This is a genomic window from Undibacterium sp. TC4M20W, from assembly GCF_049340245.1.
Classification (GTDB): Bacteria; Pseudomonadota; Gammaproteobacteria; order Burkholderiales; family Burkholderiaceae_D; genus Undibacterium.
Genome location: NZ_JBMPPI010000010.1, coordinates 139635 through 153669, shown reverse-complemented (window position 1 = coordinate 153669; position 14035 = coordinate 139635). Strand labels below are relative to the sequence as shown.

14 protein-coding genes are annotated in these 14035 nt (G+C 50.3%); 3 read left to right on the top strand and 11 right to left on the bottom strand.

Annotation, left to right across the window (positions count from 1 at the left end):
- Positions 1–13: 13 nt before the first annotated feature.
- Both mltB and ACO0LL_RS14645 read left to right on the top strand, forming a co-directional pair.
- Entirely contained in the window at positions 14–1165 is a 1152-nt protein-coding gene (mltB, locus tag ACO0LL_RS14650; protein ID WP_422951618.1) for a lytic murein transglycosylase B, read from the top strand.
- 335 nt (positions 1166–1500) lie between these two features.
- Positions 1501–1800, top strand: a complete 300-nt coding sequence (locus tag ACO0LL_RS14645) for a hypothetical protein (RefSeq protein WP_110257001.1) — start codon at positions 1501–1503, stop codon at positions 1798–1800.
- A 493-nt stretch (positions 1801–2293) separates the two neighbouring features.
- On the opposite strand, the gene cysM is transcribed toward ACO0LL_RS14645, so the two are convergent.
- From cysM to ACO0LL_RS14630, 3 genes are all read right to left on the bottom strand, one after another.
- Positions 2294–3196, bottom strand: a complete 903-nt coding sequence (gene cysM / locus ACO0LL_RS14640) for a cysteine synthase CysM (RefSeq protein ID WP_422951586.1) — start codon at positions 3194–3196, stop codon at positions 2294–2296.
- Positions 3197–3469: 273 nt separating this feature from the next.
- On the bottom strand, positions 3470–3931 hold the full coding sequence (locus tag ACO0LL_RS14635; RefSeq protein ID WP_422951585.1) for a ComEA family DNA-binding protein: 462 nt from the start codon (positions 3929–3931) through the stop codon (positions 3470–3472).
- Positions 3932–4084: 153 nt separating this feature from the next.
- Positions 4085–4969, bottom strand: coding sequence for a LysR family transcriptional regulator (locus ACO0LL_RS14630; RefSeq protein WP_422951584.1), 885 nt, complete (start codon positions 4967–4969; stop codon positions 4085–4087).
- Positions 4970–5139: 170 nt separating this feature from the next.
- Here ACO0LL_RS14630 and ACO0LL_RS14625 point away from each other — a divergent pair, with 170 nt between their 5' ends.
- A complete protein-coding gene (locus tag ACO0LL_RS14625; protein WP_422951583.1) occupies positions 5140–5943 on the top strand; it encodes a DODA-type extradiol aromatic ring-opening family dioxygenase in 804 nt (267 codons plus the stop codon).
- Between the two features lie 23 nt (positions 5944–5966).
- Here the strand turns inward: ACO0LL_RS14625 and ACO0LL_RS14620 are convergent, their stop codons facing one another.
- The 8 genes from ACO0LL_RS14620 to cmk form a co-directional block, all read right to left on the bottom strand.
- Positions 5967–6458 carry a phospholipase D family protein gene (locus tag ACO0LL_RS14620; RefSeq protein WP_422951582.1) on the bottom strand — a complete coding sequence of 164 codons (492 nt, stop codon included), beginning with the start codon at positions 6456–6458 and terminating at the stop codon, positions 5967–5969.
- Between the two features lie 438 nt (positions 6459–6896).
- The gene (gene rfaE1 / locus ACO0LL_RS14615; protein ID WP_422951581.1) at positions 6897–7856 is read right to left on the bottom strand and encodes a D-glycero-beta-D-manno-heptose-7-phosphate kinase; all 960 of its coding nucleotides are present in this window, start codon (positions 7854–7856) and stop codon (positions 6897–6899) included.
- Complete coding sequence (locus ACO0LL_RS14610; protein ID WP_422951580.1) at positions 7856–9229, bottom strand: UDP-glucose dehydrogenase family protein; 1374 nt, start codon at positions 9227–9229, stop codon at positions 7856–7858. Before ACO0LL_RS14610 ends, rfaE1 begins: the two co-directional genes overlap by 1 nt.
- A gap of 159 nt (positions 9230–9388) precedes the next feature.
- Positions 9389–10564 carry a lipopolysaccharide assembly protein LapB gene (lapB, locus tag ACO0LL_RS14605; protein WP_422951579.1) on the bottom strand — a complete coding sequence of 392 codons (1176 nt, stop codon included), beginning with the start codon at positions 10562–10564 and terminating at the stop codon, positions 9389–9391.
- 121 nt (positions 10565–10685) lie between these two features.
- Positions 10686–11000 carry a LapA family protein gene (locus ACO0LL_RS14600; protein ID WP_422951578.1) on the bottom strand — a complete coding sequence of 105 codons (315 nt, stop codon included), beginning with the start codon at positions 10998–11000 and terminating at the stop codon, positions 10686–10688.
- A gap of 167 nt (positions 11001–11167) precedes the next feature.
- Complete coding sequence (locus ACO0LL_RS14595; protein ID WP_110256992.1) at positions 11168–11473, bottom strand: integration host factor subunit beta; 306 nt, start codon at positions 11471–11473, stop codon at positions 11168–11170.
- Positions 11474–11496: 23 nt separating this feature from the next.
- Complete coding sequence (rpsA, locus tag ACO0LL_RS14590) at positions 11497–13200, bottom strand: 30S ribosomal protein S1 (RefSeq protein ID WP_186952926.1); 1704 nt, start codon at positions 13198–13200, stop codon at positions 11497–11499.
- 151 nt (positions 13201–13351) lie between these two features.
- Positions 13352–14029, bottom strand: a complete 678-nt coding sequence (cmk, locus tag ACO0LL_RS14585; protein ID WP_422951577.1) for a (d)CMP kinase — start codon at positions 14027–14029, stop codon at positions 13352–13354.
- Positions 14030–14035 lie beyond the last annotated feature (6 nt).

Sequence of the window (14035 nt, the reverse complement as noted above, 5' to 3'; positions counted from 1 at the left end):
TTTTAATAGACGTATTTTGATCTCTCTGACATCCCACGCATCACGCCAGCCAGGCATCCTGCTGAATAGCATTTACTCACTGATTATCGCAGTCGCCCTGCTCACCTCAGGCGCAGCCCATGCAACAGAAAAAAAACATGTGAAAAAGCCTGCAAGCAGCACGGGGGCAGCCAGCTCTTCCCCGGCTGTCAAGGCAAAAAAAGATGAAAGCCATTTTGAACAATGGAAGGAAGTATCCAGCTTCATCACAGAAATGGTCAGCAAGCATGGCTATACCGAAGCAGAATTGAAAGCCATCTTCAAGCAAGCCAGGTACATAGAAACCGCCAGGCAACTAATGCGCCCTGCTCCGGCAGGCAAACCCAAGAACTGGAAAGCCTACCGCGCCCGCTTTGTCGAGCCTTACCGTATTGAAGCCGGCGTCGCGTTCTGGGATAAATACGCCGATGCCCTCGCCAAAGCCGAGCAGGAATATGGCGTGCCGCCAGAAATCATCGTCGGCCTGATTGGTGTAGAAACCATCTTTGGCAAGCAGACTGGCGGTTTCCGTGTGATGGATGTGCTGACCACGCTGGCATTTGATTATCCCGACACACCGACGCGTGATGCACGCATGCAATTCTTCCGGGGTGAGCTGGAAAACATGTTGCTGATGTCCAGAGAAGCCTCGCTTGATCCTTTTGTGTTCAAAGGCTCTTACGCAGGTGCGATAGGCTGGCCACAATTCATGCCGGGCAGCATCAGGAAATATGCAGTCGATTTTGATGGTGACGGCAAGATCAACCTGACAGATTCACCTGTGGATGCGATAGGCAGTGTCGCCCACTATCTGGCAGTACATGGCTGGAAGCGCAATTTGCCTGTCGCGTTCCCTGCCACTCTGGTGTTGCATGAGAAAAATGAACAACTCAGCACGGCCCTGGGTAAAGGTTTGCAAGCCAGTTATCAGTTGCAGGATTTGAAAGCCATCGCGACAACAGCCAGTAGCGATGCGCCAACAAATATCCCTTACGGGCTTGTCGATCTGCAAAATGGCAATGACGCAACAGAGTACTGGCTTGCAACAGAAAATTTTTACGCCATTACCTTGTATAACCGCAGTTATTTTTATGCAATGTCAGTCTATGATCTGGGCCGTGTCATTGCTGCGGCCAGACAAAAATAATTCTCAGTTAATGTGGTTAACGCCGCATCACAGAGTGATGGGAGAAGAAGCTCGCAATTTAACAGATTTTAATAAACCAAATAAAATTGTTAATTTATGTTATTCTAGTAACTAATTACTGGAATAAACATTGCCATTCAGTATTTTCTAAACTAAAGTGCTGTTATCTAGTTGACACATTTACTTCTTAACTAAGCAAAGTGTCAAGAGATTTAACAATGGTTTGCTATTTTTCTGACAAGCAAATTATATTTTAAAGATACAATATTACCGTTTGATTAATTTTTTATTGAAGCAACTAATTAAGCGTCAATAAACTACACAGCGAGGTAATTATGGCAAATTTGACCCAGCTTGAATCCGATGAAATCGACTATGATCCAAACAATCTGTTGGATACTCTGATCAAGCAATTGCATTTGAAAAATGATGCAGCACTCTCCAGAGCATTGGAAGTGGCACCACCAGTAATCAGTAAAATCAGGCATCGTCGCCTGCCGGTCGGCGCATCACTGCTGATCCGCATGCATGAAATCAGCGATGTCAGCATCAAAGAATTGCGCGAATTGATGGGCGACCGTCGTGCGAAATTCCGTATCAGCGACAAGCAATTCAAACCAAAAGACGCAGCATAAGTCTTTAATTTGATCAGTGCTTGCTGGCCTGTCTGACCTTCGGGTTATCAGGAAAACTGCTACATTGAAAAATACCGAAAATGCGCCACAAGCGTGATTTCGGTATTTTTTTTCTTGTTTTTATTGTGCACCGGATTTATGACAGCTTGATGTAAAGCTGCGGGAGAAGTGCAAGAAAATTGAGTGCCTGGAGATTCCATGGCAGAGCGCCTTGACAATGCGCGCATGAATGGCAGCAGCTAAACCGCTCGCCCAGACCAGCTCACCACATCCCGCACTGCCCTTCATGATCTGACTATATGAGTAGCCATGTGAGTAGCCATGTGATTAGCGAAGTGATTAGCTATTTAACTTAGCTCTATGCCTTAGTCCTGTCACCTGCAGCTGCAAGATGTACCCGCTATCAACTCAGTCATACCCGCGATTAGATCAGCAAGCCACATCTTTGGCTCAATCAGCGAGTGCGGGACTGCACTCGCGATGATACGACTACTCAGGCCGGGAACACACCTGTCGACAAATACCTGTCGCCACGATCGCAAACAACAAAGACTATCGTGGCGTTTTCTACTGTCTGGGCAATACGCAAAGCAATTTCGCATGCGCCTGCGGCAGAAATACCACAAAATATACCCTCTTCCACGGCCATCCTGCGCGCCATTTGTTCTGCATCTGCCTGCGTGACTGACTCCACCTGATCGACTCTGGCTTTATCAAAAATCTTCGGCATGTAAGCTTCTGGCCATTTGCGTATGCCTGGTATTTGCGAACCTTCTTCCGGCTGCGCACCGACGATGCGTATCTGTGGATTCTGTTCCTTCAGATAAGCCGATACCCCCATGATGGTACCGGTAGTTCCCATGGCACTGATAAAGTGGGTGATCTTGCCCTTGGTGTCACGCCAGATTTCTGGCCCTGTTGTTTCATAATGCGCCAGCGGATTATCTGGATTGGCGAACTGGTCGAGGATCACGCCCTGTCCTTCTGACTGCATTTGCTCTGCCAGGTCGCGTGCATATTCCATGCCGCCAGTCTTGGGTGTCAACATGATTTGCGCACCATAGGCCGCCATGCTTTGACGGCGCTCTATGCTCAGGTTTTCTGGCATCAGCAGTATCATCTTGTAACCACGCATGGCCGCAGCCATGGCGAGGGCAATACCAGTGTTGCCGCTGGTGGCTTCTATCAGTGTGTCCCCAGGCTTGATACGGCCACGCTCTTCTGCCCTTTTGATCATGGACAAGGCAGGCCTGTCCTTGACGGAGCCGGCAGGATTATTCCCTTCCAGCTTGCCGAGGATGACATTATTACGTCGCAGGTTTTCATCGCCGGGTATGCGCTGCAATCTAACGAGCGGTGTATTGCCTATGGTGTCTTCGATGGTCAGATAGGTCATGGTAAACAGCTTAAAAACAGCTTAAAAAGACAAAGTCTTATTCTAAACGCAGTTACCTTAAGACGCTTGCCGCATAAGCAAGCAGTTTGTTTGAAAAATGCCCCGTCAAGGCTGATAAAAATCAGCTTCTCATAGACAAATCAAGCCTGCACAACCCGCTGGCATGCACTAATCGGGCTTATACAGAATTTAAATAAGCTAATAAAAAACCCCGGAATCACTTCCGGGGTTTTGTGAAACTGTCAGTTCAACAAAAGAACTGAAGAATCAGACTTATTTTGCGCTGGCCTTGGATGCTGCCGATGCCGCAGCAGAAGCTTTTGGTGCTGCTGGTGCCGCTGTTGCAGACGCTGCTGGCGCAGGTTTTTCTGCTTTCTCTGCTTTTTCTGCCTTGGCAGCAGCTTTATCAGCTTTTTCACCTTTGGCTGGAGCTGCGCTGGCCGCTGGTTTTGCTGCTGCACCAGGTTTAGCCTGACCGTTGACAGTCAAACCTGCTTCAGACAATTTAGTGGAGCTTTTTTCGCCTATGCCTTTGACGCGGCTTTCAAAATCAGCCCAATCCTTGAAGGCACCATTCTTTGTGCGTTCTTCAATGATGGCCTTGGATTTGGCTGGGCCTATGCCTTTGATACCATCGAGTGCAGCCTGGTCGCCTTTATTGACATCGACATCAGCGAATGCAAAACCAGTAGCAGCCAACAAAGCCATCAGGCCAAATATAATTTTCTTCAACATGCGAATACTCCCTCAATAATTGGACATTTTTTAAGCAAGATTTAAAGCGAATCTTTAAACGACATAGCCTGGTTTTTATCGCTGGCTATGTAGCTAACAACGGAACTGGGTTAATTCCGTTGACAAGTATTCCACAATTAAATGTCAATATGACTAATCGCCCAACCTGTCTATCAAAAAATCGATAAAACAACGCAGCTTGGGTGGCATCTGACGGCGGCTGGCATACACGGCATACAGGTTGCCGGTAAAACCCGGCTCATTACCTGCCACCAGTTGCAAGCGACCAGAAACAAGATCATCGCCTACCAGCCACTCGGGTAGAAATGCAGCACCCATGCCAGCCAGTACGCAGTGATAAGTGAGCGTGGTGTCACCGCATTTCATGACCGCATCCAGCTTTAAAGGCGCCCACTCTGTTTGGACCGGCAAGTGAAACCTTTCAAGCTGCACATAATTGGGCAATATCATTGCCACGTTGACGGCTTCGTCTTTGTTGCCAGCTTGCAGATTTTTTACAAAAGCCGGAGTGGCAACCAGGCGGAACTCGACTTTGCACAAAGACCTGGCGATCAGCGCTGGTGATGGCTCATCGGTCGCCCGCAACGCCAGATCAAAGCCGTCTGCGACCAGATCTACCATGTGGTTATCAAGATGCAGGTTCAGCCTGACCAGAGGATAATTTTCACGAAAATCTGCCAGCACCTTCGCAAAGCCAGGATTCGCACACCAGACCGGGGCGCTGATTTTCAATTCACCGCGTGGTGGCCCGCTCTCTTGTGCAACCGAGGCAACAGCAGCATCAAGAATGTCCAGCGCCTGCCTGCCCTGCGAAAAAAAATCCTTGCCCGCCTCAGTCAGACTCATGCTGCGGCTGCTGCGGTTGAGCAGTCTGGCACCGAGCTTGCGTTCCAGCCTGGCGATATGCTTGCTGACCATGGGCGCGGCCATGCCCAGCCTGTCAGCCGCTGCGGTAAAGCTGCCTGATTCGACAATCTCACGAAATACCCTGATGCCACTGATATCTAGTTCATCCATATATCACCTTCGGCTTTCCATACACCATAGTTGCACTTTTTGGAAACAATACAATTACTTTACCACCATCGATTTCCCAATCAGGAAACATTATGATGATTTACATGGGCTTCATGGAGTTAATTGAAAAAGCAAGCCCCGGCACCAAATGACCTGTGGAGGATACTCATATGAAATTGCCTACCTACTTTATTTCGCACGGCGGCGGCCCCTGGCCTTACATGGAAGACATGCGCAAAACCATGCATGTGCTGGAAGCATCACTGGTCGATATGCCACGGCAACTGCCGTACAAACCCAAGGCCATCTTGATGATCTCGGCGCACTGGGAAGAAAGCGCATTCAAGGTAATGACCAGCCCCTGGCCGGGCATGCTGTATGACTACGGTGGCTTTCCTGAACATACCTACAAGGTACATTACTCTGCGCCGGGTTCACCCGAGCTGGCAGAACGGGTAATGGGCCTGATCAAGGATGCAGGTTTGCCCGCACAGGCGGATACGCAGCGTGGCTTTGATCACGGTGCATTTGCGCCATTGGCCGTGATGTACCCTGAGGCTGATATGCCGGTCGTGCAATTATCACTGCGCAAAGGATTGGACCCGGCAGAACACTTGGCACTGGGGCGTGCGCTCGCCCCTTTGCGTGACGAGGGCATACTCATCATAGGCAGTGGCCTCAGCTACCATAACCTGCGCCGCTTTGGCCCACTGGCAAAAGAACCCTCATCAAGTTTTGATGACTGGCTGCAGGACAGCCTGATCGCCAGCAGCACGACAGAAAGAGTCAAGCGTCTGCTCAATTGGGAAGAAGCACCGGCAGCACGGGTTGCCCATCCGCGGGAAGAGCATTTATTGCCGCTGATGGTGGCCGTGGGTGCGGCAGAGGATGAAGTTGCCAGTTGTGTTTATCACGAAGAAAACATTTTTGGCGGCGTGGTGGCATCAAGCTTTCGCTTTGGGGCGATAGCCTGAAGTCTGTCAATACCTGCTGCTGGCTACTTTACCAGCGGCATGGTTTTGTAATCCACGCCCGCAGACCAGCGGCTTTCCCAGTGGCGAAGAAATGACTTCGCCAACTCCGGGTTACGCCAGAACACAATAACATTTTCACTGTTATCTTCTGCCGCATCACGGGTGTAATTGAAGCTGCCGTTCTGCACAGTTTGTTCATCAGCGATGATGTACTTGTCATGATGAATCGCATACACAGAAATGGTACGCGTAGCAATGCCTGCAGCAACGAGGCGGTTCAAGGCTGCCCAATTAGGTTTTTTCTGGTTACGGCGATAATCAACCAGCACCATGGTATTGACGCCGCGCTTTTTTGCGTCTAGCAGTGCCTTGACCACGGTTGGCGAACTAAACGAGTAGGCCGCCAATCTGATGCTGGAGGTAGATGTATTGATGACCTTGAGTACCAATTCCTCGGCCTTGGCATCTGGGGAAAAAGCGTTTTCAATCTGCGCAGACGATGCGTCCAACCTCATTCCGACGGGCATCTCGTCTGAGGGTGATGCATGACACGATGCTGCGATTAGCAAAGTCAGGCCCGACGCATGAACGAGTTGTTTGATACTCAAAGCAGACATAGCAAGCCTCTTTGCTTATATGTTTGAAATCAGGTCGCATGCACTGCTGCCTGGAAAATAACGACGAAATTCCCTCCCTTTCAAGGGGAGGGTTAGGGTGGGGATGGGTTTCGGTCGATTAACAATAGATGAATTTACGTCGGAAACCCATCCCCATCCTGGCCATTCCACCGCGCAGCTTGCAAGCTGCTTAGAAATTTGTGGCCCAAAGCTGCGCTTTGCGAATTCCCACAAATCTCCCCTTGAAGGGGAAGGAGCTTCAAGCATGACGGCTCACAACAGCAGTGAGGTCACATATATGTCTGTGCTCCTGGCATCCGGGTCATCAGATATCACTTATTGCACGGACTCAGGAAACAACTCTTCCCGCGTCACGGTAGCCGTACCCAGTTTGCCAACGACTATGCCACCAGCACGGTTGGCAATCACTACTGCCTCTTGCATGGACTTGCCTTGCGCCAGCATGACGGCCATGGTGGCGATGACGGTATCACCGGCACCAGAGACATCAAATACTTCACGCGCCATGGCGGGTACATGGGTCACGCCATCGGCAGTGAACAGGGTCATGCCTTCTTCTGAGCGGGTCAGCAGCAAGCCATCGATGTTTAAATCTGCGCGCAATTGCTGGGCCCTGGAGGTCAGCTCTTCTTCATTGGGCCAGTCGCCGATGATTTGCTTTAATTCAGACTTGTTCGGTGTCAGCAGGCTGGCACCAGCATAGCGTTTGAAGTCACTACCCTTGGGATCGACCAGCACGATCTTGCCTGCTGCCTTTGCTGCAGCGATCATGGCACTGACATTCACCAGGCTGCCCTTGGCATAATCGGACAAAACCACGACATCATAGCCCGTCAGCAAAGAATTGAAGCGATTCAGTTTGTCACGCAAGACATGTTCGGTCGGGCGCTCTTCAAAATCAATGCGCAACAATTGCTGCTGCCTGCCGATGACGCGCAGCTTGATGATGGTAGAGATTTGCTGGTCGCGACTGAGATAGGCTTCTATGCCTGAAGTTTTCAGCAAACGCTCCATGCTATTGCCTGCATCATCGTCACCAATGACGCCCATCAAGGCAGCCTGCACGCCCAGGGCGACAGCATTGCGGGCCACATTGGCAGCACCGCCAAGGCGCTCTTCACTTTTTTCTACGCGCACGATAGGCACCGGGGCTTCTGGTGATATGCGGTTGACTTCACCAAACCAGTATCTGTCGAGCATGACATCGCCAGCGACAAGAATACGCTTCGCCGCTATATCTTTCCTTGTATCTTTCCTCGCATCCATATTCTGCATTATTTGTTCGTCAATACGGAGCGGCCTATGCCGTGGTATTCAATGCCCAGCTCGGTCATGACCGTGGGTTCAAACAGGTTGCGCCCATCAAACACGACAGGCTGTTTCAGGCGCGTCTTGACTTCATCAAAGTCAGGGCTGCGGAAGGCCTTCCACTCAGTGACAATTGCCAGCGCGTCAGCATCAAGCAACGCATCCATGGGGTTGGCGGCATAGCGTATGGATGCCAGCAATTCTGGCGCATCGTAGAAATCCAGTTCAAATACGCGCTTGGCTTCCTGCATGGAAACCGGGTCATACACCGCTACCGTCGCACCTGCACGCAATAATTCACCGAGCAAGACGCGTGAAGAAGCTGCACGCATATCATCAGTATTGGGTTTGAATGCCAGGCCCCAGATGGCGAAATGACGGCCAGCGAGGTTTTCCCCAAAGCGCTGCTGTATCTTCTTGCCGAGCACTTGTTTTTGACGTGCATTGACAGCTTCTACCGCCTGCAGGATCAAAAGATTCAAACCATAGTCCTGCGCAGTACGTTCCAGTGCCTGCACGTCTTTAGGGAAGCAGGAGCCACCATAGCCGCAACCGGCATACAAGAAGCTGTGGCCTATGCGCGGGTCAGAGCCTATGCCGTGACGTACGGCTTCAATATCAGCACCAACATGGTCAGCCAGATTGGCCAGCTCGTTCATGAAAGAGATGCGGGTCGCCAGCATGGCATTCGCCGCATATTTGGTGAACTCTGCCGAGCGCACATCCATCCAGTAAGTGCGTTCATGGTTGCGGTTGAAAGGCGCATACAGCTTCTTCATCTGGCTGCGCGCTTTTTCACCTTGCGGTGTCTGGTCGCAACCGATGACGATGCGGTCAGGGCGCATGAAGTCTTCTACTGCCGCGCCTTCTTTCAAAAATTCCGGATTGGAAACCACTGAGAATTCTGCTGTCACCGTACGTGCCGTCAATTCAGCAGCGATGGCAGCACTGACGCGGTCAGCCGTACCGACAGGTACGGTAGATTTATCAACAACTACCTTGAAGTTCGTCATGTACTTGCCGATATTCTTGGCCGCTGCCACGACATATTGCAGGTCAGCAGAACCATCTTCATCCGGTGGTGTGCCGACGGCGATGAACTGCACATCACCATGCTTCACACTGGCTTCAACATCGGTAGAAAACTGTATGCGGCCAGCCGCGCGGTTACGCGCGACGATTTCTTCCAGACCCGGCTCATGAATAGGGATGCCGCCGTTATTGAGGATGTCAATCTTGCGCTGGTCAACATCCAGGCAAAACACATCATTACCCAATTCAGCCAGGCAGGCACCTGTGACCAGACCGACATAACCTGTACCAATAATTGTGATTTTCATTTTTTGATCACCAAATAAAAATAAGTCATTCTGTGCATCCAAATATCCTTCACCCACATAGAGTTTCAGATCACAGCCCTTATTCAAGATTCTTTACACTTAACGAGTATCCCTGAAGCCTTGCGCAAATCAAGCTGTGCTCAGGCATGACAGCGTTCATTAATTCATGACGTTCAGCTCTTCTGTCCGGCGCGGTGGGTAAGTTTCCCACTTACTGCAGCCAGGGCAATGCCAATAAAACTGCCTGGCCTTGAAACCGCAATTGGAGCACTGATAACGCGCCAGTTTTTGTGCATAGCCGTGCACCAGATTTTTGATGATGGCCAGTTCCGGCCGGACTTCAGGTGGCACTACCATGATACGGCCATCCAGCAATTTATCCAGGCCCAGCAGCGTTGGTGTGCGGCGCAATTCTTCACTGACCAGGCTATTGACGGCTTCTATACCTTCCAGCTCCAGTGTGGCCTTGAAAGCGACTTCCAGCAAATCTATTGACGGTGCCTCTGCCAGGTAATTCTTGAGCAGGTTCAATCCTTCTTGTGACTTGTCGAGCTTGCGGTATGCATCCATCAGGCGCTGCGCCACGAGTGCCACATGCGGCACGCTTTGCTGCTCTACCCTGCGCCAGGTGGACAAGGCTATTTCAGTATCGCCATTGGCCATATACACGTCACCCATGAGGATGATGGCGCGTACATTGTTGCGGTCTGCCGCCAGTGCTTTTTCAAGATTGGCCAGGGCCGCTTCTGTATTGGTATGCACCAGCTCATCCTGGGCAATTTCGCAATAGAATTGGGCGATTTCTTTTTGACGGCCGCCTGCACCACATTCCTGCAAGGCATTTGCTGCTTCTATCGCACGTGCCCATTCTTTTTCACGCTGGTAAATCTCCAGCAAGGCACGTCTGGCCTGGGCTTCAAACGGGCTGTTGACGAGCAGGTTGTAGGTTTCTTCAGCACGGTCAAGCAAACCGGCTTTCAGGTAATCCTGGCCCAGCTCATACATGGCCTGGGTTTTTTGCTCGGTGGGCAAATCTGGCCTGGCCAGCAGGTTTTGATGCACGCGGATAGCGCGTTCAGTCTCACCACGGCGGCGGAACAGGTTACCCAGGGCGAAATGCAAATCGACCGCTTCAGGATCCAGCCTGACGATGTCGATGAAAGCATCTATGGCCTTGTCTGGCTGGTCGTTCAGCAGGAAATTCAAACCCTTGAAATAGCCATGCGGCAGGCTGCGGGACTCAGAGATCAACTGACGTATATCGATACGCGCAGCACTCCAGCCCAAGGTGAAGAATAAGGGTATGCCTAGCAGCCACCAAATTTCAAATTCCATGTGTATTTCTTCTTATTGTTGAAAACAATGTCAGTTCAGATGCAAAGCCTGAATTGCCGATATGTCTTTGGCCAATCTTTGTTCGCAGGTCTCAATGTGCTGAAAGCTGCGCCCACACGTGTCAGATATTGCGAATGCTATCAGGCTGGGGCGCTTGTGTGCTGGCCCTTTGCGCGGCTTCACGTTCTTTTTCAATTTCTGCCAGGGTCTTTTTATGTTTGTGCAGGTCGCGTCTGTGACGGAATACCATAGGCACCATGGCCAGTGCGCCCAACGCAGCACCACCGGCAAAAAAAGCCAGCAGCATGATGACCAGGGGAGCAGATCGTTGAAAGCCAAAGAAATATTGCAGCGTGACTATCTGGTCGTTTTTCAAGGCAAAGCCAAAGAACAGGATAAACAGCACGATGGCGAAAAATCTTGAAATATATTTCATGTATGCATCCTTGATGGATAAGCGGAAAAATCGTCAATGAAGCAATTTATCCCGAAAAGAGCATTGTACTGAAAAAAAACGGCATATCGGAAAACCGATATGCCGTTTTTATCTTTGCGTCATCTAATAGGCTCAACATTCCGAGCTCAACAACCAGTCAGCCTGACTTAGTCATCGTGTATCGGTTGCCCCACCATGGCATCAACACGTTCGCGCAATTCCTTGCCTGGCTTGAAGTGCGGCACCCGTTTTTCAGGGACCATCACCTTGTCACCGGACTTGGGGTTACGACCTATCCGTGGTGGACGACTGTTCAGTGCAAAGCTGCCAAAACCGCGGATTTCTATGCGTTGCCCTGTTGCCAGGGCATCCGACATTGCATCCAGTATGGTTTTAACAGCGATATCCACATCTTTAGCTACCAGTTGCGGATATCGCTCTGCCAGACGAGCTATCAGCTCCGACTTAGTCATAGTAAAAACCTTATGACTTAATCTTAGTTTTTATTGTCGAGCTTGGCTTTCAACAAAGCGCCCAGGCTGGTTGTGCCGGATGCTGCGTTGGAATCAGTAACGGACATTTTTTGCATAGCTTCTTGTGTTTCAACGCTATCTTTAGCTTTGATAGACAATTGGATACCACGAGCTTTGCGGTCGATGTTCAATACCAAGGCTTCAACGCTGTCGCCGACTTTCAGGTGTGTACCAGCATCTTCCACGCGGTCGCGGGAGATTTCGGATGCACGCAGGTAGCCTTCAACGTCGTCTGCCAACTGGATTACTGCGCCTTTGGCTTCAACAGATTTAACTGTACCAACGACAACTGCACCTTTGTCGTTCATTGCGCAGTAGTTATTGAATGGGTCGCCTTCCAGTTGCTTAACGCCCAGGGAAACGCGCTCACGCTCAACGTCGATTGCCAGAACGATGGCTTCCAGTTCGTCACCTTTCTTGAAGCGACGAACAGCTTCTTCGCCTGTTTCGTTCCAGGACAGATCAGACAAATGTACAAGACCGTCGATGTTGCCAGACAAACCGATAAATACGCCGAAGTCAGTGATGGACTTGATCGCGCCGCGAACTTTGTCACCTTTCTTGTGGTTGATCGCGAAATCATCCCAAGGATTGGCTTTGCACTGTTTCATGCCCAGGCTGATACGACGACGTTCTTCGTCGATTTCCAGAACCATGACTTCAACTTCGTCGCCCAATTGAACAACTTTGTTTGGAGCAACGTTTTTGTTAGTCCAGTCCATTTCGGAAACGTGAACCAGACCTTCGATACCTTGCTCGACTTCAACGAACGCGCCGTAGTCGGTCAGGTTCGTTACTTTACCGAACAGACGTGTGTTCGCTGGGTAACGACGGGACAAACCTGTCCATGGATCGTCGCCCAATTGTTTTACACCCAGGGAAACACGGTTTTTCTCTTGGTCGAATTTCAATACTTTTGCAGTGATTTCCTGACCAACTGTCAACACCTCGGAAGGGTGACGTACACGACGCCATGCCAGATCAGTGATATGCAACAAACCATCGATGCCACCCAGATCAACGAACGCGCCGTAGTCAGTGATATTTTTAACAATACCAGTAACCACTGTGCCTTCTTTCAGGGTTTCCATCAGTTTTTGACGCTCTTCGCCCATGGACGCTTCAACAACAGCGCGGCGGGACAGCACAACGTTGTTACGTTTGCGGTCGAGCTTGATAACTTTGAATTCCATGGTTTTGCCTTCGTAAGGAGTTGTATCCTTAACTGGGCGTGTATCAACCAAAGAACCTGGCAAGAAAGCGCGGATGCCGTTCGTCAGAACAGTCAGACCACCTTTGACTTTGCCATTTACTGTACCAGTAACAATCTCGCCAGACTCCAGCGCTTTTTCCAGCGCGAGCCAGGAGGCCAGACGTTTAGCTTTGTCACGGGACAAAATTGTGTCGCCGAAACCATTTTCCAGCGAATCAATCGCTACGGAAACGAAATCGCCGATATTAACTTCCAGGTCGCCCTGGTCGTTTTTGAATTCTTCAACAGGAATAAAGGCTTCAGACTTCAAGCCAGCGTTAACGATCACGAAGTTGTGGTCGATACGGACGACTTCAGCAGAAATCACTTCACCGGAACGCATATCCTGACGTGACAGGGATTCTTCGAACAAAGCTGCGAAGCTATCTGCACCGGTTGCGAAATCTTGGGACATGAAAACAGTAGACATAGTATTTACAAGTTAGCCGGAACGGTGCAAAAGACACTATTTACCGGGTTAGGTTGAACATCCCTTTATTAACCTTGCGTCAATAAAGGCACTTGAAACGACACCTGCAAACTACACCAGATACTTAAATACTTACTTAAATAGCGTTGTTTGCCTGTGTTTGCGCATACCAGACCAGCACTTTATTGACCGCTTCTTCAGCAGTTAATTCAGATGTGTCCAGGATGATCGCGTCTGGCGCGGGCTTGAGCGGCGCTGTGGTGCGGGCACTATCTCTCGCATCACGTTCCATCAAATCTTTTACCAAGTTTTCCATATTAGCAGAAATTCCCTTTTCAATCAATTGCTTATATCGACGGCTTGCACGCGCCTCAGCACTTGCTGTTAAGAAAACTTTCAAGCTGGCATCGGGGAAGATGACTGTTCCCATATCTCGCCCATCTGCCACCAGACCAGGTGTATAGCGAAAAGCCACCTGCAAATCAACCAGCGCCTGGCGAACTGCTGGCAAAACAGCAATGCGGGAAGCAGCCACGCCGACTTCTTCTGCCCGTACGGCATCGGTGACATCAGCATCTTCAAGAAAAACATGGCCGTGGACAAAACGGCAAGGCAGGGTTCTTGCCATGCTGGCAATGGCAGCTTCATCTTCAAGCGCGATGCCATGGCGGGTAGCCATCAGGGCAGTCAGGCGGTACAGGGCACCAGAATCCAGGTAATGAAAACCCAGGTGCTTGGCTACCCTGTGTGCCACCGTACCCTTACCGGATGCGGTAGGGCCGTCTATCGTGATAACAGGACTTGGTACAGTCATAGATAA

Excerpts from the sequence above, each read along its gene's own strand:
- ACO0LL_RS14645 (WP_110257001.1), top strand. The coding sequence starts at position 1,501 with ATGGCAAATTTGACCCAGCTTGAATCCGATGAAATCGACTATGATCCA.
- cysM (WP_422951586.1), bottom strand. The coding sequence starts at position 3,196 with ATGACCTATCTGACCATCGAAGACACCATAGGCAATACACCGCTCGTT.
- ACO0LL_RS14635 (WP_422951585.1), bottom strand. The coding sequence starts at position 3,931 with ATGTTGAAGAAAATTATATTTGGCCTGATGGCTTTGTTGGCTGCTACT.
- ACO0LL_RS14630 (WP_422951584.1), bottom strand. The coding sequence starts at position 4,969 with ATGGATGAACTAGATATCAGTGGCATCAGGGTATTTCGTGAGATTGTC.
- ACO0LL_RS14625 (WP_422951583.1), top strand. The coding sequence starts at position 5,140 with ATGAAATTGCCTACCTACTTTATTTCGCACGGCGGCGGCCCCTGGCCT.
- ACO0LL_RS14620 (WP_422951582.1), bottom strand. The coding sequence starts at position 6,458 with ATGAGGTTGGACGCATCGTCTGCGCAGATTGAAAACGCTTTTTCCCCA.
- rfaE1 (WP_422951581.1), bottom strand. The coding sequence starts at position 7,856 with ATGCAGAATATGGATGCGAGGAAAGATACAAGGAAAGATATAGCGGCG.
- ACO0LL_RS14610 (WP_422951580.1), bottom strand. The coding sequence starts at position 9,229 with ATGAAAATCACAATTATTGGTACAGGTTATGTCGGTCTGGTCACAGGT.
- lapB (WP_422951579.1), bottom strand. The coding sequence starts at position 10,564 with ATGGAATTTGAAATTTGGTGGCTGCTAGGCATACCCTTATTCTTCACC.
- ACO0LL_RS14600 (WP_422951578.1), bottom strand. The coding sequence starts at position 11,000 with ATGAAATATATTTCAAGATTTTTCGCCATCGTGCTGTTTATCCTGTTC.
- ACO0LL_RS14595 (WP_110256992.1), bottom strand. The coding sequence starts at position 11,473 with ATGACTAAGTCGGAGCTGATAGCTCGTCTGGCAGAGCGATATCCGCAA.
- rpsA (WP_186952926.1), bottom strand. The coding sequence starts at position 13,200 with ATGTCCCAAGATTTCGCAACCGGTGCAGATAGCTTCGCAGCTTTGTTC.
- cmk (WP_422951577.1), bottom strand. The coding sequence starts at position 14,029 with ATGACTGTACCAAGTCCTGTTATCACGATAGACGGCCCTACCGCATCC.